The organism is Sphingobacterium sp. (assembly GCF_039596235.1).
GTDB lineage: Bacteria > Bacteroidota > Bacteroidia > Sphingobacteriales > Sphingobacteriaceae > Sphingobacterium.
In genome coordinates this window covers 209,717-233,871 of the sequence record NZ_JBCNKE010000005.1, presented here as the reverse complement: position 1 = coordinate 233,871, position 24,155 = coordinate 209,717, and the positions used below count along the sequence as shown (strand labels likewise).

Sequence of the window (24,155 nt, the reverse complement as noted above, 5' to 3'; positions counted from 1 at the left end):
TAAACAGACAGAAAGTCCGTTTTTATTCTCGCTTAATGCTGCGTTATTCAGCTTTCTAACGTAAAAAAGATCCCATCTGCTACGACCTGTTTCCCAGGAAATCAGTCACATCTATTCAAAGGGCTGATAAGTTAAGTAAACCTCCTTGGCACAATAATGCCGGGATTGTATCAAGGGAATCCTGAAAGTTTTATTAACTTAGCAGCATTAAGCATAAATTGGAATGAAAAGTTCAACTCTTGGTTTTTGGTTGCCGATAGGCATAATTGTATGCCTACTGTGGGCCTGTAATGGAAATAATAAATCAAAAAAAGAAAGTAACGAAACAATCCCGCAAAAGGCGAGCTCAATGAGCCCCGCAGATAGCAATTTGTTACATTTCTGGGATAAATTCGACATGAACGATACCGCTCAGGTTAAGAATCCCGACAAAGGTGAGCAGCAACTCGCTGACTTTCTCGGGCTGTTATTAAAAACCCCAGATTCCGCCACAAGGGACAAGGCGGTAGACCTGATGTTGGATAAAGCCAAATCCAATAGGACCAGTTTCGACCACTTTGTTAAATTATACGAACGTTATCTTTATGATGGCAATTCGCCGATGCGAAATGATATCGCCTACGAGTCCGTGCTTCGCTACATGATCAAAACAGATCTATTATCAGATCTCGAGAAAGAGGCTTATAGGCCGGTCTACAAATTGGTCTTGCGCAATAAAGTAGGTCAGCCCGCGGAGGATTTTAGCTATGAACTTGCGAATGGGAGCAAACAAAAGCTGTCCGAGGTCAAAGCCAAGTTTACCTTATTGATTTTTTATGATCCGGACTGCTCGCATTGCAAAGAGACCATCCATCAGCTCCGTGATACCCCGCAATTGGTACAGGCATTTTCGGAATTACAACTGCAGATCGTAGCCATCGACCCTTGGGGAGACCGCAGCAAATGGAAAAATTATATGTCCGAAATGTCCGAAAAATGGATTAATGGTTTTGATAGCGACAGCAAGATCCTATCTTTCAACTTGTATGACCTCAAGGCATCACCAACCATATACCTCTTGGATGAAAACAAAAACGTACTATTGAAAGATACGTACTTACAACAGGTGATTCAATTTTTCGTGCAGCCCAATTAATACACTATGGCCGAACATTCGGAAGACAATAAAACACGTATTATCTCCAATGAGCTTTATTTTGCCGAAGTACAACGTATGTTGGACGAAGGTAAAGAAGTTCGTATCCGCATCAAAGGGGGAAGCATGCGCCCATTTATTGAAGACGGCGATAGCGTTTTATTGCAGACTTATCGCGGCGAACCCTTGCAGTTGGGCAGTAATGTATTAGCCCGGCATGAAGGGAAATATGTTTTTCATCGTTATGTAGGGAGAAAGAATGCACAGATCGTTCTGGCCGGAGATGGCAATCTTGTCCTACGGGAGTATATCAATAGCAGCGATATTATTGCGGTTGCTTCGGTCCATTTTCCCAAAAACTCAGCGCTGGAAATTAATTTAAATCAGAGCTGGGCAAGATTACGCGGCTTGGGATGGTACCACATCCGGCTTTTGCGGCGGATTATGGCCAAACTGAAACGCCTAATAACCGCCTAGAGCAGATCAAACGGCGGAGATTGCGTGTTACAACAGGCAATAGAAAGGATGAGAAAATAATTATTAACTTTGGTTTTATTTATTCTATTTAGTCCTAATCGATAAAGTATCCAAATGCATAGCGAGCATTTGGCTATTCAATAGGACTATTAAAAAAAGCTAATTAACATATGAAATATCCATGTGCGGAAAACACAAAACAGGCATGAAAACAGATGGATATTCCTTATGGACATTAATAAAACAAATAATTCACATATGAAATTAAGATCGGATTTAGTATTGAGAACAATTGGTTCAGATCATTTAATTGTTGACCCTAGTCAAGATATGGTTGATTTATCAACTGTATACACATTAAATAGCTCAGCAGCATGGCTATGGGAACAATTAGAAGGCAAGGAGTTTGATATGACAACAATCGTTGGGCTACTCTGTGACAACTATGAGGTGGACGAGCAACAGGCGCAATCCGATGCGAAAGTTTTACTTGCGGATTTTGAGAAACAAGGACTATTGGAAAAATAACGCTTCCATTGATCATCTAAATGAACAATAACAGCCTGAAACAACATGCGCGCTGGGCCTGGTCCATCAGCGATGGCTACCGCGGCAGATTACTTCTCTACTTTGTATTGGAACTGATCTGTATCGGTCTTTCGCTGATTTTTGTATACCTATCCAAAAAAGCAGTTGATGTAGCGACTTCCCCCGGCGAGCTGCCACTCAAATGGCTGTTGATCGGTATTATTGGAAGCATCACCTTAAATGTGGCGATCAAAGGCTACTCGGGCCGGCTGTTGGAGCGCATCAAATTGATGTTGACGCTCCAATTACAACGAAACATGTTGGATGCACAGATGTTATCGGTATGGAAACTGATCAAAAACTGGCATACCGGAGATATACAGATACGGATTCAGACGGACTGCGAGGAGGTGGCCAACACCATTGCCAGCACCGCGATTTCCTTTGTATTGACGATTATCCAATTACTGGCTTCGGTTGGGTTTCTATGGTATATGGATCCAATGCTTGCCCTGATGATCCTTGCCATCTCCCCTTTGTTTGTCTTTTCAAAGTTATACTTCCGCCGGATGCGCAAACTCAGCAAAGAGGTCAAAGAAGAGGAAAGCAATTTTTCAAAAGTGCTCCAGGAAAATCTGCGTTTCCGCCTGCTTATCCGGGCGATGGGCATTTTCCCAAAAAGACGGGCCAAATTAACGGAAAGCCAACAACAGCTTTTCTTGCTGAAAATGCGTCAGATCAATTTTTCAACCTATACACAGGGGGCCATGAAAGTAGCCATGAATGCCGGTTATCTGGTTGCGTTCATTTGGGGGGTCTATCGCCTACAATCGGGGCAGATTACTTTTGGAACGATGACGGCCTTTTTGCAATTGGTCGCCCGGATCCAGACGCCCATTCTTGCGCTGATTGCCTATATACCGGGTTTCGTCCGCTTCCGGGTATCTGCAGACCGACTGCTGGAACTGCAGGAAGGTGAGATTGAACCTCAGGTAAAGCAGGAACGCCTGAACAGCACAAAAGAACTGCGGATCACTGACCTCTCCTTTCGCTATGAAGATAAATGGGTGCTGCAGCAGTTAAATCTTTCCCTTAAAGCAGGTGAACCAACCGCAATTATCGGCCCCAGCGGTAAAGGAAAGACTACCTTGATCCGGCTGTTATTATCGCTGCTTAAAGCTGAAAAAGGTGCTATCACACTGGTTGATTCGACCGGCGAAAGATTTTTGGAGGCAAAACATCGCATCAATTTTGCCTATATCCCGCAGGGCAATTCGCTCTTTAGCGGAACCATCCGCGAGAATCTTATGCTTCATGTCAAAGAAGATGGCCCGCTCGATATCAATAAAGCCCTTTGGCTGGCCTGTGCAGAATTTGTATTTGACTTTCCAGATGGCGTAGATACCTTAGTGGGAGAATCCGGCATGGGGCTATCGGAGGGGCAGGCCCAACGTATCGCTATTGCCCGTGCACTGATGCACGATGGCGATATCTGGCTCTTTGATGAGGTGACCTCGGCCCTGGACCGCAGCACTTCGGATACACTGACACAACGCCTGCTCGACTATGGAAAACATAAAATATGCCTGTTTGTAACACATGACTTACATTTGGCAGATAAATGCCAGCACCGCATTTATCTGGATTAAGGGAGTACCAATAATGATTAAACGCAAATGGCCAAGAAAACAAGCTGGATAGGCATTATAACATATTAAAAGAAGAAACGAGCCGCTGTGCTCTTGAAGGAATTATTCACATAGGACCCGAATTATGAATATAACGAATTTATCTGAGTCTCAAACCCGTTACCGCATCGCAGACTTAATTTTGGAATTTAACCATCCAACGGCTATTGCATTGAATCACATCCTCAGCTCGTTTCGGGATTTTCAGATCGATCTTGTGGATGAAAAAGCAGATATTACGATCAATATTAGTCTCGAAAAGGCCCCCGTAACAGCGGATTTGGGACTGCTACGGACAGATGAGTCTATCGCTTGGGGAGATCGCTTCCGTTTTTATGAGAAGGAGGATACGTTTATTACCACCATCGTAAATGAGCGCGGAAATGGGACATGGTATCAATATAGTAACCGTAACTTTGAACGTTCTACGATTTATGTCCCGGAAAGCTCTGCCGATGAACAGAGCGCAGTCATTACCTGGATGTCCATGATGATATTTGGTCAGGCCAGTCTCCTGCATGATACCATTATGATCCATGCTTCTGTAGTCAATCACCAGGGTAACGGGGTCGCCTTCTTAGGAAAAAGTGGAACCGGAAAAAGCACCCATAGTAGGCTGTGGCTCGCAAATATTCCGAACACGGTATTACTCAACGATGATAATCCTGCCGTCCGGATAACTGCTGAAGGCATTTTTATCTATGGCACACCTTGGAGTGGCAAAACAGCATGCTATAAAAATGAACGATTACCGCTAAAAGCCTTCGTGCGCTTACAACAGGCTCCAGCCAATACCTTTACCTGGCAGCCAGGGCTCAAGGGTTTTATCGCTGTACTACCAAGCTGCACAGCAATCCGATGGAATAAAGAACTATTTGCGGGTATGAATACAATCCTAGAAAAAATTATTGGCGAAGTCGCTGTTGGCCATCTGCAATGCTTACCTGATGCGGCTGCGGCTCAGCTTTGTTATGATTTTATATTTGATAATGCGGGAAACTAGCATGCTAAGCTGTATAAGGTAGTTGATGGGGATAAACTTCTTAAAAAAAGAGAGCCTTGAACTGGATCGTTGAAAACAGGTTATAGGAAACTGAGCAGAACTAAATAAAAACGGGAATATCCAAAAAAGACTGGACATTCCCGTTTTTATTTCTCCGCGCTAGTGCTACTATCAAATAGCGAGCCCTTAGATTATCTGTTTATTCTTTTAATCATGCCACGTTCCGGCCGTGTATGTATTTTACCCTGCTCTACGGTGCGGATACTTCGTGTAGAAAGGCTGCGTAATGCCGCCCGTGCTTTACTAGTCGGTGCTGCATCAGCTAAAGCCGTCGCCAACATTTTCTCCTGGGGATTACCCACATCAACGGAAACATCATCACCTATATTCACCTCATCGGGAACCAAGCCATCCCAGTAATCACGTAAATTGGCTTCGGTTCTATTGTTATATTTCTCACCTAAATTTCCGCGTGAATTTTTCAAGATAAATGAAGCTGGCCAATAAGAGGCTTTATTCTGTATTTTTTGTTCAAAGAAGCCTACAGGTTTACCATAGGTTCTTGTCTCAGTCGCAATAATTTCGACGCTTAGATGCGGTGTAAGCACATTGATCAGCATCTCTGCCGCAGAAGCCGTCTCTTCACTCACCAGGAAATAGACTTTATTGAGATTGAGTGTGCTCAGTCCCTCGAAATAGGTATCGTTCATATTCAACTGCTCCCGTAAACCTTTTGCGGCATCCGACTGCATATACTTATTCATCTCATAAGTCAGCATCAGTTTACCTTTGGTCTTTGTGCCGCCGATCTTATCGGCAATATATACCGCAGCATCCACATAGCCGCCACCATTGTAACGCAAATCAACAATGAGGCTTTTGATTTGCATATTCTGAAATTTGTTAAATGCGGCGTCAGTAGTCGCTTTATTGGTCTTCCCCCCACCCGTTACATTATCGATCTCTTCAAAAGAAGATAGGGCCAGATAACCTACATTATTGCCACTGTAGGTATAGACGGTATCTTTATAGATCGGATTGATCGGATAAGATGTATAGGCCAAGTTTTCTTTTTTGAAAACCTGATTATTTGCACGTTGTACCTGGAGTGTCAGGTTCGCCGCATCTAAGGCAGTATTGATATTGTTTCTTAGCCGACTATAGGCAGCTGCATCTTTCACCTCGCAGGTGCTGGTGGGACAGTTGACTTCGACTGAATAATTTTCCTTATCATTATTGACCGATGTAATAATGTCGGCCCGTTTAAATCCTGCTATTTGTGCCGGAGAGCCCCCTTCAACAAAGGAAATATAAGGTTTTGCAGTCTTGCCGTCGATCGAAAACCATTGGACAGAAATCCCATAACCGTCGCTATTATCCATCTTGGTGCTTGCCTGCCCCGAAACATCATAGCCATTAATGCCATCCACAAAGGAAAAACGATCCAATACCCCACCCCATTTCGCATACGCTGCATGCGCCGGACTCATTTTTTTTAATGCATCGAGTACAGCGGTAGCAGAGTTAAATTGATCTGTAAATTGCGCCGGATTATTTAAATAATCAGGAACAGAACCGTCCGCCCATAAGGAATACAATTTATAGTATTTATAAATATCGTCTTTGATAAGCTGACCTTCGGTTCGGTCAGTTGGTTCGGGTTCCGGTTCGGGTTTTGGATGATCCTTTTTACAGGAAAGAACCGTAAGTCCGATTAGCGCTATCGCTGCCCAACGCCCTACTTGCTTTAGAGGCACTATATTCATATGTTGAAGCAATTTGTAAAACAAACATAGATAAATTGCTTTTTATATGCAATATAATTACGCTTGATATCAAAGAATTGTAGTTTTTCGGCGGCTACTAAGATCTAAATACTAATATCTGTATTTCTCCTTCCACTTGTCCCGCAGGCTCTGTCGGATCTTTTCCTCCTGTGGATTTTGTCCTGGCTCGTATAGTTTTGCGCCGCTAACCTCTTTGGGCAGAAATTCCTGCAACACAAAATTGCCGGGATAGGCATGTGCATACTTATATTCAGCCCCATAATTGAGCTCTTTCATCAGTTTGGTAGGAGCATTACGGATGTGTAGGGGAACGGATAGATCGCCGGTCTGTTTTACGAGCGCCTGGGCTTTATTGATGGCTTCATAGGATGCATTGCTCTTTACTGAAGTCGCAAGATAAATAACGGTCTGTGAAAGAATAATACGCGATTCGGGCCAGCCGATAACATTCACGGCCTGGAAACAGTTATTGGCCAGCAGGAGTGCATTGGGGTTGGCATTACCAATATCTTCTGAAGCTAAAATCAATAATCTACGGGCGATAAATGAGGGATCTTCGCCACCTTCAATCATCCGCGCAAGCCAGTATACCGCTGCATTAGGATCAGATCCCCGGATAGATTTAATAAAGGCTGAAATGATATCATAATGTTGCTCTCCAGCTTTGTCATAGATCGCCATATTCTGTTGTACCTGACGCAGGACAAAGGCATTGGTTATCGGCTCCTTGTGAAGAAGTGCAGCGTTGACAACAAGTTCAAGTACATTCAATAGTTTACGTGCATCACCTCCGGACAGGCGCAATAGCGCTTCATACTCTTCAACGACAATGTCATGCTTTTGCAGATATTCATCCTCATGCAGCGCCTTTTGGACCAGACCGATCAGGTCCGCTTCGGACAGATGTTCCAGCACATAGACCTGACAACGGGATAGCAAGGCCGATATAACCTCAAACGAAGGGTTTTCAGTAGTCGCGCCAATCAGGGTAACCAAACCGCGCTCAACTGCTCCCAGTAGCGAATCCTGTTGGGATTTGGAAAAACGGTGGATCTCATCAATAAATAGAATAGGCTGATCCTGATTGAAATTCATCAAGCGCTCAGCTTTATCAATGACTTCACGGATATCTTTTACCCCGGCCTGAATGGCACTCAGGGAAAAGAAAGGTCTATCGAGCTCTTTCGCAATCAACAGCGCCAGACTTGTTTTTCCAACCCCCGGAGGCCCCCATAGGATCATCGAAGGAATATTCTTTTGCTGGATTGCATGATAGAGGACGGCATCGGGACCGACAATATGCTGCTGCCCCACATAATCGCTCAATTGATGTGGACGTAGCCGTTCTGCAAGTGGAATACGTGTTGCCATAGCACAAATTTAAAAATTAAACAGCACAATAACTAAATTTTTTAGTTCACCTAATTGATCCATCTGAACTGTTTGTTCAACGCTAGCCGCCACGCTAATGGCACACTACTCATGCTAAAAAGAAGCTCATAAGTCACAAGCTTGTATGACCAAAGTCTATCCATTCGAAACGAACTACACCATACTCGATAAGATTTTAACATTTTTTCACATAATTTTTCTTCATATTTGTTCTGATATGTTCAAAATGCTTGTGACAGAGCAGATATCGATCAATTGCTTTTGGCAGGCAATTTAGCTAAGTTTGTATGAGACGTTAATTGACACGTAATCATTTATGAGGATAACGAAATACCGGGCCTTACTTCTGACTACCCTCCTATTAACCGTTGGAATAAGCGGGAAAGTAGCAGCACAGCAAAGTCCAAAGGATTATACTGGGGCGATAAAAAAATATGATACTTCATTTAAAGGTATAGGACCGGAGGTGTATTTCTTACCTCCTCCAAAAACTGAAAACGAAATTATCGAAGATAATTATACCGATAAAAAAGGCTTTAGTAAAGAAATCGCAAGACAATTGCTATTCCAACGCTTATTGCTACAACTGAAAAGTACCAATAACATGGGGCATTTTCAGTATTTGATGAACCCTGTTCCTGCCAATACCAGTGCATGGAATACGGCCATTGACAATCAGAAAAAAGCAGAGAACTGGATTGCAGGCTATGCCCTGGCCAACGAAGCTGCGCTATTTTCAATCAAGAATAACGATAGTAGCAGCGCGTCCAAATTTTTATATGAAGCCCTGTCATTGGCGAATCGTACCGACAATAAGGATGATATTGCAACGATCAATCTGAACTTAAGCAATTTTCAGCTATATCATGGAGATTTCAGCAAGGCTGAAGAAAATGCGCAAAAGTACCATACCTATGCCACGGTCAGCAAAAGTTATCTTGAACAGGCCAATGCCTGGTTATTGGTTGCGATGGCGCGCGCGGGGCAGGGAAACTTTAAGGCTGCGGAAAATAATATTATCCGAAGCGCCATCCCTTTATTTAATAAAGCAAAGGCCTATGAGGGTAAAATATTCGCCTGGGAGATGCTCGCAGAGATCTATTTTAAGCAAAACAAATACACTGAAGCGCAGTGGTTTCTGCTCCAGGCACGTGATCTGGCAAATTCAAAAAATCTGAGTGGAGAACTGGCAGAAATCGAATATTTACTCGCCGCTTCCAAACAGAAGGATGGTAATTACAAAGTGGCGGTCAAAGAATTTATTCAGGCAGCAGAACTGGCCTCCAATGAGAACAATAAACAGTTGTCACTGGCTATATTGGACAAATTGGGCGAAGTATATCTTGCCCTCAAGGACTATCCTTCGGCTGACCAGACCTACAAGGCTTATACGCAACTGAAAAATGAATTATACAATTAATCGATTTTCATCAGATCATATCAACTGAAAAATCGAAAGTAAAAAATAAATCGTATTTTAAGCTTTTTGTAAATATTAAAGGATAAATCAAATAAATTTTTAGAATCTATGCTAATGTGCTATGAATTTCACTAAATTTAGCACGCTTATCAATGAGAGCTGAGTATTTTTATTTCCTTTAATAAAAATTTACTGGTAGCAAAAAAGAGAACGATAAATCTGTTCTATATTCAGCTTAATTAAAATTGTATATAGTCGAGAATTTATCTTAGTTTATAAAATGATTATTAAAACTGTCGAAAATATGTTTAGGAAACTCATATTTGCACTTTTTGTGGTATCTATTGTCTCCTGTGGTTCAAAACCGCGGGTAGCACTTCCAGATGATGGTGGGCTCAAACCGAGCACCCAGCATCAGATCATCGCGAAAGAAGTGATCGGATTATTGGAAAATGCAAGCTACAAAAAGGTCAAAATGAATGATTCGATATCTGGTATTATCTATGATAATCTAATCAAAGGTTTGGACCAGAGCAAGAATTATCTGCTGCAATCGGATATTGATGCATTTCAGGCTTACAAGAATAACCTCGCCCAAGATATCAAAGGAGGAGATCTTTCTTCCGCCTTCCAGATCTTTAATGTCTATAAAAAGAGGTATTTGGAAAGAATGCAATACGCACTTTCCGAAATCGACAAAAAGCACGATTTTACCAGAGACGAGATTTATCAGCCTAACCGTGAAAAATTAGGATGGTTTAAAACAGACGCCGAGGCAAACGATCAATGGCGTAAAAGGGTAAAATATGATCTGTTGAACCTGGAAACTGCCAGTGGAAAATCGACAGACAGTGCCAAAACCAAACAGGTGGAGACACTGAAGAAACGTTATGTGAACCTAATTTCACAGACAAAAAAATACAACGCAAATGATGCCTTTCAGATTATTATGCAGGCACTCACAGATGCTGTAGATCCACATACTTCTTATTTCAATCCATCTTATGCCCAGGCTTTTAATGAGGGTATGGCCAATACTTTTGAAGGTATTGGTGCCAGACTGACCATTGACAACGAGGCCGTAAGTATCAATGAGATTATTCCCGGAGGACCTATCTTTAAAGATAAGACCATTCAGGTGAACGACAAGATCATTGCTGTGGCACAAGGTAAAGACGGTGAATTTGAAGATATCATCGGCTGGAGGTTAGACGCTGCAGTAGCCAAAATAAAAGGTCCTAAGGGAACAATCGTCCGGCTTAAAATTATTCCAGCAGGACAACCGATGAACTCACATCCACGCATTGTTTCCTTGGTGCGTGAAAAAATCGTTGTGGAGGAAGAATCTGCAAAAAAAGAGATCCTGAATATCAAAGGAGCTGACGGAAAAATGTATAAAGTTGGGGTAATCAATATTCCTAAATTTTACATGGATTTTGAGGCTTACAGAAGACGCGATCCGAACTATAAAAGCACAACACGGGATGTAAGATTGATCTTAGACACCCTTAAACAAGCGAAAGTAGATGCAGTACTGATCGACTTACGTTTCAACGGTGGTGGCTCACTTCCTGAAGCGATTGATCTTACCGGGCTATTTATTGACAAGGGACCGGTTGTACAAGTAAGGGATACCAAAAACAATATTGATGTCGAAGAAGACAAAACTGCAGGTGTAGCATGGGATGGACCTTTAGGCGTCATGATCAACCGTTTCTCGGCCTCCGCTTCTGAAATTTTTGCGGGAGCAATTCAGGACTATGGCAGAGGCGTGATCCTGGGCTCACAGAGTTATGGTAAGGGAACTGTTCAATCGGCAATCGACATGTCACGGGTTATTAGCCCAACAAGCCGTCTGTTGCTGAAAGCTTCGGGCGAGAAGGATCCTGATACCCCAGAAGGAGCACCGCAATATGGACAGATCAACATCACATTAGGTAAATTTTACCGCGTCAATGGCAGCAGTACACAGCACAAAGGGGTGACTCCTGACATTACATTCCCGTCCCAATTCTCTGCCGAGAAATTTGGTGAAAGCTCAGAAAAATCAGCGCTTCCTTGGGATCAGATTCAATCCAGTAACTTCAAAAAGGTAGCCGATATGAATGGCGTGGACAAGAAGTTGGAAACTTTGCATGAAGCACGTATTAAAAACTCGCTTGAATACAAATATTTGAAAGAAGATATTGAAGAGGCTCAAAAAGATGAGGATGTCAAAATTTCATTGGAATTCAACAAATTCAAGAAAGAAAAAGATGACAATCTCAAGAAAAATAAAGACCGCATCAATGCTTTATTGAAATTGCAAGGTAAACCTGCATGGGAGGATGGAAAACCGCAACCAAAAATGGACCTTGACTTCGTAAAAGATGAAAGTGCAAAAGTAATGACAGATTATATTATCAATTTTGCAAACAAAAAATAACAGCGGCTAAGACTCCGTTAAGAAAGGCAATCGTAACAACGGTTGCCTTTTTTTATGATACTCATCACATTAGCAAACCTTTAGGATCAATTTCACCTTTTCTTCGTAACTTATCGTCATATTAATTGTTCTATATGTAAAGGCATTAAAGTTAGGACTGCGCATGACATTGTCCTGTCAATAAAAATAGTTTTAATGCCTGGATAATGATGGATTGCACCTTTAAAACAATAGCAAAATGAAACGTATCCTGCTCCTAACCGACTTTTCAGAAAATGCACTTTTAGCAGCCAAGCAAGTTGCGCTATGTGCTGAGGCCTGGAAAACTGAACAAGTCATTGTTTACCATACGTATAACAGTGTAACAATTGTAAACAATGAGCCCATCGTGGTGGTTAATGATGAAGTAAAAGAGGCCAAAGAGAAAGAATTAAATGGCTGGCTGGAACAGATTGCTCCGCTCTTTCCGCCACAGGTAACACTAGCCCACAAAATGGAGGATGTCGATCTTCCGATAGGGGTAAATGAGCTGTGTGAATCCGAGGCTATCGATCTTGTCGCGCTGGGAATCACGGGACAGACAGGTTTTGCCAAGATCCTGGTAGGCAGCAATGCCATTACCTTAATGGATATCTGCAATAAACCGATGTTGATTGTTTCCCATAAGGTGAATCCAGCAGTTCCCAAACATGTGCTGGCAACGACTGACCTCAAGGAGGTAGACAGAAAATTGGCCTTGTTTAATCTAGATCAGGTGCTAGACACATTTTCAGCGCAGTTATACGTTTTGAACGTTGCCAAGAGAGAAGGCTCTGCAGCAGATCTGGCACAGGAATTAAAACATTTACATGAACGGCTGGACAAGTACAAGCCAATCTATGATTACATCAGTCACGACGATATTACAACAGGGATAGCGGCCTATGCAAAGGAGAAACAGATCGACCTGATCCTGTCCTTTCACAAGAAACAAGGATTATTGGCGAGTTTGTTTAAAACAAGTATCTCCAAAAAAATCGCCTGGAATGGTGCTGCAAACCTATTGGTGATTCCAATGGATAAATCATAAATAGAACAGGGGGCCCTCCGATATAAAATTTTACATCGGAGGGTCCCCTGTTTTAAGTTTCGACGTGCCGGGATTTACTTCTTGTCTACAGAATGTTTCCCCGGACCGATAAAGACGAGCCCCAAAAAAACGAAGAACAATTCAATGGCGTGCGATGCGCCACTGACACCATCGCCCTTGGAAAGATGCATCAATCCGGCGACGACCATCGTAAATGCGAGTAATAAAGCCGAAGGCCTAAAGAAAAGGCCCAATAGGAGGAAAAGACCGCCTATAGTCTCTGTTGCCGCTGCCATAAAGCCCCAAAATGTCGGAATAAAGTGAATGCCTATATTCCCCATGGCCTTTCCGACCCCAGCCCATAGCTCAGGCCCGCCTTGTAGCTTTGGCAGACCGTGCATAATCATCATGACACCTAATCCGATACGAAGGATCAATAAACCCGTATCTCTATATTTTCCCAATGAATTCCAAATTGCCATAAATAGAAAATTATAATGTATTAAAATATTACTTGCTGATCGCTGTTTCTAAAATACTGAAAATAGCCCAAAATGCCTGATCTTTCCTTGATATAGATTAAGAAATTCCCTAACACAAATTAATTTGGACGTAGGAAAGAAGGAAGAAATCAGAAAACAATTCTAAAGAAAATCGGGACACGCGATAAAAATATTGTATTTATGCTACTAAATACGTAATTTAAATCTCATAGACCCGATTATAAAAATATTATGAAAAATCTTCTCTTGTTAACAGATTTCTCGGACAATGCTTATGCTGCAGCGCAATATGCGGCCAAATTAGCACCACTTTGGGATATAGAAAAGGTTGTATTGTACCATACTTATGAGGTTATACCGACAGTAGGGACAGAACCAGTTGTTATCAGTAATTCGGATATATTGGAAGACAAACAAAAAGACCTCAACGTATGGCAGGAAGATCTTATGCAACTCTTTCCGCAGGGAATAGCATGGAAAGTGGTGCTGGAGGAATATGAATTGAGCTATGGCGTCAACCGCACCTGTGCGGAAGAAGATATCGATATTGTCGTTGTGGGAACTGCGGGAAAAAGTGGCTTTAAGAAGCTTCTTCTGGGGAGCAACACGCTCAAATTAATTGAGAATTGTCACACGCCATTGTTGGTGGTACCAGCCAAGGCCGAATTCAGAATCCCCAAGAAGATGCTGATTGCAACCAACCTCAAAGAAGTTAAACTCAAGTTAGACCGCCTTCTGATCAATGCCGCAGAAGTACTCCGTAAAAGTGAGGTCTATGTCGTTCACGTTACCAAGGAAGACCCCGCAAGCAAAGCCCTCCGTACGGAGATTAACCTGATGAATGAGCTATTGGCTCCCTACCATCCGATATACAGCTATATCTTACATTCGGATATTGCCATCGGCATCAACCAATATATTAATGAAAACCACATTGATATGATGGTTACATTTCATCGCGACAAAGGATTACTCAGCCGGATTTTCAATACCAGTATCGCACAGAAAATGGCCTGGAAAAGCCAGGCTGCCATGATGGTTATTCCTGTACATTCAGGATAATATAAAAATATCGACAATCAAACCTATCATCCCGGACAAAACCATTTGATTGTCGATATCGCTATAGGTAGATAAGCTCAGTTTTATTGGCGCTCGTTATTAATTTTACTTTTCGGCCCAATACTAGCGCATGGTTATCATCGATATGCCCTGCCGGATAACCAAAGGCAACAGGAAAGTCGTATTCTTTGACTTTATCCCAGACGATCTCTTCCACGGTCTGCCCAAAGGCCGGATCGTTGTCTTTCATGGATGAAAACCCACCCACAATAAGGCCTTTCAGTTTTTTAAATTTACCAGCACGTTTTAATGCCCAAAGCATCCGGTCCACCGAATAATAAGCCTCTCCCACATCTTCGATAAAAAGAATTTTATTTGCATACTTGACATCTGAATCGGAAGCCAAGACGGATAATAAAATCGCTAAATTACCGCCGATCAGCTTTCCCTCAGCCTCCCCGGGGCGATTTGGGAATACAGACTGTTCGTAGGTAAAATCCGTGGATTCACCAAACAGTGCATTTTTTAGTGTTTCTAAGGAAGCCTTCGTACCCGATTCAAAAGATTTGGGCATCTGCCCGTGTATTGTCGCGATCTTATAGTTACGTTGGATATGGCTATGCAATACCGTAATATCGCTAAAACCAACCAACCACTTCGGATGCTGCTCGAATCTGGTAAAATCGATCTCATCAACAATCCGAACGCAACCATAGCCGCCCCGGGCTGCAAATACAGCTTTAATGGATGGATCATCCAAGGCCCATTGGAGATCCGCCGCACGCAATTGGTCATCGCCGGCAAATTGGTGATACGATGCCCCTACTGTCTGCCCTACCACAACCTCCAGTCCCCAGCTCTTCAATGTTTCAATCCCCATATCAATATTGCCCCGGATAAAACTGGCCGGACAAACGATAGCGACTTTGTCGCCTTCTTTAAGAAAATCAGGTATTTTAGACATATGTTTTTGTTTCTATAAATCATTTGATGCTGTATGCCTATGCAGCTAGCATAAGCCAATATACTTTATTTTTACCAAAAGTATTTGTTCCCAGACCTCAAGGCATCCGCTAATAAAAATTTTCAAGAGATGTGCAGAGAACAAATTTATCTTAGTATTATACCGCAAATTGAATTATCTTTGTGAAAGAAACAAGTAAAAACTTTAATATACTTTCAAGCATTGAGTATTCTAGATAAAAAACGTTATACAATTACTTCGGCATTACCCTATGCCAATGGTCCTTTACATATTGGACACCTTGCCGGAGCTTATATTCCCGGTGATATTTTTGTTCGCTATTTGCGTTTAAACCAAAAAGATGTGGTCTATGTCTGCGGTTCGGATGAACATGGTGCAGCCATTACTATCCGCGCAAAAAAAGAGGGGATTACACCACAACAGATTATTGATAAGTACAACAAACAAATCAAGGAGAGCTTTGAGGAGTTTGGTATTTCTTTCGATATCTACCACCGTACCTCCGAACCGATCCATCATCAACTGTCACAGGATTTTTTCCTGAACCTCTACAATAAAGGTGAATTTGTTGAGAAATTTTCGGAGCAGTATTACGATGAAGAATACCATCAGTTTTTAGCAGACCGTTATATTACGGGTACCTGTCCAAACTGTAAATCCGAAGGTGCCTATGGCGATCAATGTGAAAAATGTGGTACTTCGCTCAGTCCAACAGATCTGATCAATCCCATTTCCACATTAAGTGGAAAAACTCCGGTATTAAAAGAAACAAAACATTGGTACCTGCCATTGGATAAATACCAGCCCTGGTTGGAAACATGGTTGATCGAGGGCAAGAAAAATATTCTTAAATCCAACGTTTTTGGCCAATGTCAATCTTGGCTCAAATCAGGTCTGCAGCCGCGTTCTATGACGCGGGATCTGGATTGGGGAGTGGACGTACCTTTGGAAGAAGCACAAGGAAAGAAACTCTATGTATGGCTAGATGCACCGATAGGTTATATCTCCGCTACAAAACAGTGGGCAATCGATCAGGGGAAAAATTGGGAAGACTATTGGAAAACCCATGAAAACCCAGCCGATGATGCAACATTGATCCATTTTATCGGAAAAGACAATATTGTATTTCACTGCATTATATTCCCAGCGATTCTTCATGCGCATGGGGACTATATCCTACCGGAAAACATCCCTGCAAATGAATTCCTTAACCTGGAAGGCGATAAACTTTCAACATCCAGAAATCATGCCGTTTGGCTGCATGAATATTTACAGGAATTTCCAAATAAACAGGATGAACTACGCTATGTGCTGACTTCGATCTTACCGGAGACCTCAGATGCTGAATTTACCTGGAAGGATTTCCAGGCGCGTATCAACAACGAGCTGGTAGCTATCTTTGGCAACTTTGTCAATCGCGTGATGGTACTATCCCATAAATATTTTGGAGGCAAAGTATTGAGTGGATCCCCATTGACAGCAGTGGATCAATCGGTATTGGATGAGTTAAAATCCTATCCGGCATCGATCAAATCATCGCTGGAACAATTCCGTTTCCGTGAAGCGCTGTCTGAGTTTATGAATGTGGCCCGTCTTGGAAACAAGTACCTGGCAGACGAGGAGCCTTGGAAAGTAATCAAAACAGATGAGGAACGCGTCAAAACGATCCTAAATGTAGCAGCTCAGATTGTTGCCAACCTTGCTGTACTGGCGCAACCATTCTTACCAAAAACAGCGATCAAATTATTTGAAATGCTCAACTTCCCACAAGGGAACTGGAATGATGCAGGTAATGAAAGCTTAATTGAAGATGGTCATCAATTGGGTGAAGTCCAATTATTATTTGACAAGATAACCGACGAGCAAGTGGAATTCCAATTGAACAAACTTGCCGAAGCGAAACTAAAAAACCGCGCCGACAATGCACAAGTTGCTCCCGCAAAAGAAAACATCAGTTTTGACGATTTTGTCAAAATGGATATCCGCGTAGGAACAATTTTAGAAGCCGAGAAAGTAGCGAAAACAAAGAAATTGCTGAAATTAACCATAGATACCGGTATCGACAAACGTACCGTCGTATCTGGTATTGCCGAATTTTTTAGTCCCGAAGAAATCGTTGGGCGCCAAGTCTCCATATTAGTCAACCTGGAGCCGCGTGAAATCAAAGGCATTACTTCACAGGGTATGATCCTAATGGCTGAAGATGCAGATGGCCGACTGGATTTTGTCAAACCCGATACTGCGATCAAAGTGGGCAGTACAGTACGCTAATGACGCAAAAACGATCATAAAAAAATGCCTGTCTTTTGGACAGGCATTTTTGTTTCCATGGGTTTTCCGTAGCGATATTTCCTTTTGGGGTAATTTTAGCGACATATAGCCAGGGAAAAGCGTTAGAATAAGACGCTTTGAAGCCGCTTTTTAAAATCTTTTTCGTCCATCCAGTCATAGACGGTATCTTTTAGCTTTTTTATAATCTCCGCCTTAGATTCGGCGACAACTTTTTTCTTTTTGGTAAGTACACTGGACACAGGCGTATTTGTGAGCTCTACCTTCGTTGCAAACATATTGATATTCAAAACGGGAACAGAAATGCCAAGGATCAGCCCTGGCAGGCCATGGATTAATTCGGGGCCACCTGATATTGGGATCTGTCCCGCAAAAAATGCGACAACATAGATCGAATCCTGTATGATACCATTTGCACGCCGGCAATCATAGCCGGCGATATTGCGATATTCATCTGTATATTTCCATTTCACTGTAGGCAGCGAGTCCTTCATTAGCAGTTGTTCGTCGCCAAAAGGCAATAATTTGATGAATTCTTTATTCTTAAAATCCATATATGTTTTTGAATCGGTCACTGCTGGATTATACCAGGAAACATTGCGATAATTCGCCGGATAATCTTCCTGTACGGTTTCAAATAAAGTCTCGGTATCGTAAAACTTCAATGTATGATGTGTGACCATTTCAACAGGCCCATTCTTTACCGCATTTTCCACACTCAGTTTGTCCCAAGTATCCAGATCGGGTTTATTCAGAAAATTTCGTTTCAGGTAGTTCTGCACATGGAATTTCCGTTCAAAAGTCACCGTACCACTACTCGGAAAGTATGCGTGCTGTGCCTGCACCAACGTGATGGACAAGCATAAAAGCCACATTATTACTAGTATTTGCTTATTCATTTGGCATCTCCTCTCATAGTTGTAAAATTATAGATCACTTTTAACATCCCGTAACGACGCAATACATCGTTGCTTGTCTGGATAAATGCAGTACCGTCCTGATAGCGACGTACTCCAATATTTTTATTTAATATATCGTTGACAAATAGTTGCGCTTCCAAGGATTTGTCCTTTAAGAACTTTTTAGAGATATAGCCATTCATATTTATCATGTTAATGGATTGCAAAGTCTTTGTTGCAGCCTGATAATTCTGTTGCGTGGATAGCGAAATTTTAAAGTCTTTGGGCAAGTAATAAGTAACTTGTGAATAAGACCCGAATTTAAAGGTGGTTTGATTCAGCTCGGGCTGTAAATAGGAATCCATCTTTTCTAAACCAGGACTTAAATTGATATTAAAATCCAATTTATTGGCCTTATATCTACTAAAGCCAATCTGAGGATTAAGGTTCCAACTTTGATTCCGGTTAAGCTTGGGTTCCTCATTCAATAAGGATAAGTAGCTATATTGGCTATTATAGCTTGCATTCATACCCATGTTCATCCTTAATCCCCATTTTTTTTGCAACATAAAGCCATAGGATCCACTTGCAAACAGACGCCAATTGTCTTTATCAATGTTTACGAAGGAAATTTGTCTGGTACCGTCCTCCAGATTGTAACGGATACTATTATTGATGCTTCGTCGCCCCTGATCGGCACTAGCGTAAAAATAGAAGCTTTGGTCTTTGAGCTGCTTATATGAGTTGTAGTTGATCGAATAATAGTTGTTAAATCCAGCCTTTAGATCCGGGTTGTCCAGATATTCCACTAAGGGCTGGGCATTTTGTTTGAGCGGCTCAATTTGCGTCAATGAAGGTTGAGTCGTCCGCCCGCTATAATTCAGCCATAAACTCTTGCTTTTCGAGATTTTATAATTGACCGAAAGTGATGGTCTTAAAGAGATCTGATCGCGTTGCAATACGGTATTCAAATTATTATACGTTCTTTTTACCGCCTCAAACTCAGTTTGATTGCTTAAATTGATTGTCAAGGCATTGGTCTTATAATTCAGTGAAGTATTGATATTATTTTTTAAGCTGGAAAAGTTAAAATCATTTAATATACGCTGATCTAATACCGTGTAATCGCCTGTGATCGAATCTCTATTGAAGGATTGATTGAGCGTCTCTGATTTATTGCTGGAAAAGGCGTAGCCGACTGATCCTGTAATTTTTTTAGAAAGGGGTTCTGTAAAGGTTACCGAAGCGCCATAGCTATTATTTCTGAATTCATCTTTTTTAAATTGATCGATTGTGTCAGTACGCCGGCTATTTTCAAAATAGTTTTCCGAAAAATATCGTGTATTCGAAAGATTCCGGTCCGTATTGGCGTTGACATTGAATGTGATGGAGCGACGTTCTTTTTTAAATCGTCGCGTTAGGATAGCATTCACATTGAATTTATCCTGATCACTCTCCCGATCAGTCCGTGAATTGGTGCTTGTAATCGGATCCCCATTCAGGGTTTTCTGATAAGCTTCCGCTTCGGAGCTATTATCCCTGCTAGATTTATTAAACCCCATATTAACGGTCAAATCAGCCAATGAATCCAATTTAGAATCATACCTCAAATTGGCAACATTTGTTCGATTTTCATTCTCCGTCCGGGTAATGTTACTATCTATTTGTGCCCGCTCAGGCAGGTTATTCTGTGCATTATAGGTACTGGTATTATCCACATTGATCTGGCTCCGTTTGTAATTGACATTAATTTTATGCTTGTCATTTTTGGATTTATCGGAATAACTCACCCCCATATTGAGCGCTTTAGGTATACCTCCGCCCCTGTATTGTCCATCCCATCCGCCATCAGTGTCGTCACCACTGGAAGAGATCATGATACCGCCGCCATCCATCACCTGAATACTGCTGCTTCCACCCACACCATATTTCTGGCTATCTTCAAAGCCCAATCCTACCATGCCATCATTGGCCAGAATACCGTAGGCGGCAATTTTTTGGGAACCTTTAAACTTATTGAGCATGGCTTTTCCGCCGTAGTAGCTATCCGTCCCGGCACCGGCAATGGCCTGACCAAACATTCCTTTCTTTTTATCTTCTTTCAGCTTGATATCAATGGTCTGTGTGCGCTCGCCATCGTCCACGCCCGTCCGCACGGCCAGGTCCGACTTCTTCTCATAAACCTGCACCTTGCTCACCATATCTGACCGGATATTCTTGGTGATCAGGGTTGGATCGTCCCCAAAAAACTCCTCACCATCAAGCAGCACCTTTTTCACTTCTTTCCCCTGCGCTGTAATCTTTCCCGTTCCGTCGATGGTTATACCCGGAAGCACTTTGAGCAAATCTTCAACTTTGGCATCTTTCTCGACCTTAAAGCTCCCGGCATCGTATTCTATGGTATCCCCTTTGATAACAACCGGAATTCTTCCGTTCACCTGTACCTCTTCCAAAAGCAATGCCGCCTTTGACAATGCTATCGATCCGAGATCAAGCCCTTCGGTTGTAACACGGATATCCTTCACGAGGTCGGCATATTGCGGATAGGATACCACCATTTTATACATACCTGTATCCAGATTGGCAATTTGGAAAGTTCCATTTTCTTTTGTTCGATCAAACTTAATTAAAATAGAATCTTTTGGGTTAAGCAAAGCAACAGACGCTTGATGGAGCTTAGCATGGTCTTTGGCATCCACGACAGTACCTATAAGCCTATGCTGGGCATAGGAAATAGAACTTAGGGCCGAAAGCACAAGCAACAGAACTAAGGAATAGGCTAATTTCATAAAATATCCGTTTATATATTGTCGCAATAAAGATATTAATGTTGCTACGGAAAATTCGTAAAATAATGTTAAATAATTAAGAAATTAAAAAAACATAAAAACAATAAACAACAAAATGAAAAACAGACAGTTACATCAAGTCGTCTAACAAAACGAGAAACGACATGATGTCAAACAAGCTTCCTTTTCCCAATAAGACACAACCAATAATATCAAAAGAAATATAGTTTCGCTATTTTATCTAGCGGATAAAACAGAAAGAAGGTAGCCAAAAAGTCAAATCGATCCTTTTGAAAATTGAATAACTGAAAGGAAGCTACGAGGACGGCTTGTAAAATTGCATAAAAAACGGGGCTATCCAAAATGGATAGCCCCGCTCCTATTTCTTAAGCAAGAATCCTATTTGGTGTCGTCCACATTTAGATTCAACTCTTTTTCTTTATTAATCAAATGCGCAATGCTGGTATCATTCAAAATTTGCAGCATCGCATTTCGCACCTCCACAAACGTATCACGAATGCCGCAGGCATGTTCCTCGGTACATTCTTCACAGGAACGGTAGAAATTTAAACTGACACAAGGCAGTAAAGCAATCGGTCCGTCTATCAGGCGCATTACCTGCGATAAAAATACATCTTCAGGCGCTTTATTTAAACTATAACCACCCCCAGCGCCTTTTTTACTATAGAGAATCCCCGCGTTTCGCATTTCAAGGAGAATCTGTTCCAAGAATTTTTTTGGAATATTTTCCTCCTGCGCAATCTTAACGATCTGCATAGGTTCATTTCCGTAATTACGACCAAGCACCATAAGCGCCTTTATTGCATATTTTGTCTTTTTGGAAAGCATAATTTGTTAACCCCCTGTTGAATTGCAAATTTACGTTTTTTATTCAATAGTATAAAACACATAAACCTAGCCTGTAAAAGAAGAGCCCTTAGCACAATTTATCGCCGGGATATCCTTGTGCTAAGGGCGAATATAATTTAATAACGTATTGCTATTGACCCAGTACCGCGGTAATGGGTTTACCGATACTGCCATTCGGTTCGGTAATATGCAATAACGATGAAATTGTAGGTGCGATATCAACAATATGTACCTCAGTATTGGATACGCCAGGCTTAATACCCCAGCCCATAAATACCAAAGGAATATGGGAGTCGTAACCCGACCAGGTACCGTGGGTCGTACCTGTAGAACGTGGGGTACCATCATACCATTGCGGCTCACAGACGATCTGGATCGCACCACTACGTTTGTAATTGTATCCATTGATCATTTTTTCACGGACAGGCTGCGGAATCATCAGACCTTCGCTCTTTTCCATATCCGCAACATAGGCAACACCTTCCGTATGGCGCAGTTCACGGATAATTGTCTCTTTGATTTTATCCCGGTCCAATTGAAGCGAATCAATGAGTTGGTTATTCAAATGCACCTGGTAATTCATCATGCTCTTGACGATTTTTTCCTGTCCAAATTTCTCTTTCAACTTTTTATTAAGGTCGGAGATAATCTGACGGGAATAGAAATAACCACCATTTCCCTTCATATCCATATAGAATCTGGAATTGTAAGAAGCACCATGATCCGCTGTCAGGAAGAAAGTATAGTTACCTTTACCAACTGCATTATCCAGATAAGTGAAAAAATTTGCCAGCTGTTTATCCAATTGCAGATAAATATCTTCAATTTCAACTGCGGTCAATGAATAACGGTGTCCCACATAATCTGTAGCGGAAAGACTTACACAAAGGAAATCCGTATTTTTAGTCGGATTGTTTCCCATTTGCTCATTCTTGATGGCTTCCATTGCCAGATCTAGGGTAAACTGGTTGCCCATGGGTGTTGTCTTGATCAATTCAAGTCCCTCATCTTTCATCAGCTTAGATGTCGCACGCGGCAAAGTCGGTTTATCTTCACCAGGATACCTCCCTTCATAGCTATTATCGTCTGCAATACTGTTAGCCGCATAAGTGCTTACATCGTACATCGGCTTCCAGTCGGCCTTCAGATATTTTTCAGCTAATTTTTTCTTATTAAAGTCAACAACCCATTTCGGCAATTGATCCATATAGAAATTCGAGGTAATCCAATTTCCGGACTTCGCTTCAAACCAATAAGCAGCATCCGCAAAATGACCGGCAGGTAATATTCCGCCCCTGTCTTTAATAGCAATACCAATGACTTTGGATTTAAAATTAGAAGCAAGTTTCAGTTGATCCGTAACCGTAGAAGCCAATAGATTTCGTGGAGATTGTTGTCCTTCCTTTTCTGTTGTACCTACACCGACAACATTATCGTCCTGGGTACAATACATATTCTTTCCCGTAAGCTCTTCGATCCAATCATTCCCTGCAATACCGTGAATCGAAGGGACAGAACCGGTATATACTGAACTGTGCCCGATAGCGGTATAGGTCGGAATATAATTGATCAGGGTATTCTCACAGGAGAAGCCTTCTTTCAAAAGTCGCTTGAAACCATCATTTCCATATCGATCCGCAAAACGGTATAGATAATCCCAACGCATCTGATCCACCATCAGACCGACGACCAATTTAGGCCTTTCCGGTTGTTGTGCCATGGAGGAGAGTGCTGCTATTCCAAATACGACACTTAAAAAAAATCTTTTAATCATAATAGTATTTAGTATTGAGTAATTAGTATTTGCTCTTTAATCTTCGCTGTTACCCGCAGT

At 41.8% G+C, this 24,155-nt stretch carries 18 protein-coding genes; 10 read left to right on the top strand and 8 right to left on the bottom strand.

The genetic code is table 11. The features are described 5' to 3' along the window. The first annotated feature begins 223 nt into the window (after positions 1–223). The 5 genes from ABDW32_RS12890 (at position 224) to ABDW32_RS12870 (ending at position 4,831) form a co-directional block, all read left to right on the top strand. The gene (locus tag ABDW32_RS12890) at positions 224–1,135 is read left to right on the top strand and encodes a DUF5106 domain-containing protein (protein ID WP_343562988.1); all 912 of its coding nucleotides are present in this window, start codon (positions 224–226) and stop codon (positions 1,133–1,135) included. A 6-nt stretch (positions 1,136–1,141) separates the two neighbouring features. Further along, positions 1,142–1,612, top strand: coding sequence for a S24/S26 family peptidase (locus ABDW32_RS12885; RefSeq protein ID WP_343562986.1), 471 nt, complete (start codon positions 1,142–1,144; stop codon positions 1,610–1,612). A gap of 258 nt (positions 1,613–1,870) precedes the next feature. Further along, positions 1,871–2,140 carry a PqqD family protein gene (locus ABDW32_RS12880; RefSeq protein WP_343562984.1) on the top strand — a complete coding sequence of 90 codons (270 nt, stop codon included), beginning with the start codon at positions 1,871–1,873 and terminating at the stop codon, positions 2,138–2,140. A gap of 20 nt (positions 2,141–2,160) precedes the next feature. Continuing rightward, positions 2,161–3,789, top strand: a complete 1,629-nt coding sequence (locus ABDW32_RS12875) for an ABC transporter ATP-binding protein (protein WP_343562982.1) — start codon at positions 2,161–2,163, stop codon at positions 3,787–3,789. 124 nt (positions 3,790–3,913) lie between these two features. Then, complete coding sequence (locus ABDW32_RS12870; RefSeq protein WP_343562980.1) at positions 3,914–4,831, top strand: hypothetical protein; 918 nt, start codon at positions 3,914–3,916, stop codon at positions 4,829–4,831. 191 nt (positions 4,832–5,022) lie between these two features. Here the strand turns inward: ABDW32_RS12870 and ABDW32_RS12865 are convergent, their stop codons facing one another. Together ABDW32_RS12865 and ABDW32_RS12860 are read right to left on the bottom strand one after the other, a co-directional pair. Beyond that, on the bottom strand, positions 5,023–6,597 hold the full coding sequence (locus ABDW32_RS12865; protein WP_343562978.1) for a S41 family peptidase: 1,575 nt from the start codon (positions 6,595–6,597) through the stop codon (positions 5,023–5,025). A gap of 111 nt (positions 6,598–6,708) precedes the next feature. Continuing rightward, positions 6,709–7,989 carry a replication-associated recombination protein A gene (locus ABDW32_RS12860; protein ID WP_343562976.1) on the bottom strand — a complete coding sequence of 427 codons (1,281 nt, stop codon included), beginning with the start codon at positions 7,987–7,989 and terminating at the stop codon, positions 6,709–6,711. A gap of 337 nt (positions 7,990–8,326) precedes the next feature. Here ABDW32_RS12860 and ABDW32_RS12855 point away from each other — a divergent pair, with 337 nt between their 5' ends. The 3 genes from ABDW32_RS12855 (at position 8,327) to ABDW32_RS12845 (ending at position 12,924) form a co-directional block, all read left to right on the top strand. Next, positions 8,327–9,430 (top strand): tetratricopeptide repeat protein, encoded by a 1,104-nt coding sequence (locus tag ABDW32_RS12855; RefSeq protein ID WP_343562974.1) that lies wholly within the window; start codon positions 8,327–8,329, stop codon positions 9,428–9,430. A 304-nt stretch (positions 9,431–9,734) separates the two neighbouring features. After that, a complete protein-coding gene (locus tag ABDW32_RS12850) occupies positions 9,735–11,855 on the top strand; it encodes a carboxy terminal-processing peptidase (RefSeq protein ID WP_343562972.1) in 2,121 nt (706 codons plus the stop codon). Between the two features lie 238 nt (positions 11,856–12,093). After that, complete coding sequence (locus tag ABDW32_RS12845; protein ID WP_343562970.1) at positions 12,094–12,924, top strand: universal stress protein; 831 nt, start codon at positions 12,094–12,096, stop codon at positions 12,922–12,924. A gap of 74 nt (positions 12,925–12,998) precedes the next feature. On the opposite strand, the gene ABDW32_RS12840 is transcribed toward ABDW32_RS12845, so the two are convergent. Further along, on the bottom strand, positions 12,999–13,406 hold the full coding sequence (locus ABDW32_RS12840) for a DoxX family protein (protein WP_343562968.1): 408 nt from the start codon (positions 13,404–13,406) through the stop codon (positions 12,999–13,001). Between the two features lie 252 nt (positions 13,407–13,658). On the opposite strand from ABDW32_RS12840, the gene ABDW32_RS12835 reads away from it, so the two are divergent. Continuing rightward, positions 13,659–14,489 (top strand): universal stress protein, encoded by an 831-nt coding sequence (locus ABDW32_RS12835; protein WP_343562966.1) that lies wholly within the window; start codon positions 13,659–13,661, stop codon positions 14,487–14,489. 61 nt (positions 14,490–14,550) lie between these two features. Here ABDW32_RS12835 and ABDW32_RS12830 read toward each other — a convergent pair whose 3' ends face one another. Continuing rightward, positions 14,551–15,453 (bottom strand): LD-carboxypeptidase, encoded by a 903-nt coding sequence (locus ABDW32_RS12830; RefSeq protein WP_343562964.1) that lies wholly within the window; start codon positions 15,451–15,453, stop codon positions 14,551–14,553. A gap of 222 nt (positions 15,454–15,675) precedes the next feature. Between ABDW32_RS12830 and metG the strand changes: the two genes are divergently transcribed. After that, a complete protein-coding gene (gene metG / locus ABDW32_RS12825; protein ID WP_343562963.1) occupies positions 15,676–17,745 on the top strand; it encodes a methionine--tRNA ligase in 2,070 nt (689 codons plus the stop codon). A 122-nt stretch (positions 17,746–17,867) separates the two neighbouring features. Here metG and ABDW32_RS12820 read toward each other — a convergent pair whose 3' ends face one another. The 4 genes from ABDW32_RS12820 to pafA form a co-directional block, all read right to left on the bottom strand. Next, positions 17,868–18,638, bottom strand: a complete 771-nt coding sequence (locus ABDW32_RS12820) for a GLPGLI family protein (RefSeq protein WP_343562961.1) — start codon at positions 18,636–18,638, stop codon at positions 17,868–17,870. A gap of 20 nt (positions 18,639–18,658) precedes the next feature. Further along, a complete protein-coding gene (locus ABDW32_RS12815; RefSeq protein ID WP_343562959.1) occupies positions 18,659–21,451 on the bottom strand; it encodes an outer membrane beta-barrel protein in 2,793 nt (930 codons plus the stop codon). A gap of 399 nt (positions 21,452–21,850) precedes the next feature. Further along, positions 21,851–22,300: an Rrf2 family transcriptional regulator gene (locus tag ABDW32_RS12810; protein WP_077436750.1), complete on the bottom strand. Its 450-nt coding sequence runs from the start codon at positions 22,298–22,300 to the stop codon at positions 21,851–21,853. Between the two features lie 151 nt (positions 22,301–22,451). Next, entirely contained in the window at positions 22,452–24,095 is a 1,644-nt protein-coding gene (pafA, locus tag ABDW32_RS12805) for an alkaline phosphatase PafA (RefSeq protein WP_343562955.1), read from the bottom strand. Between the last annotated feature and the right edge of the window lie 60 nt (positions 24,096–24,155).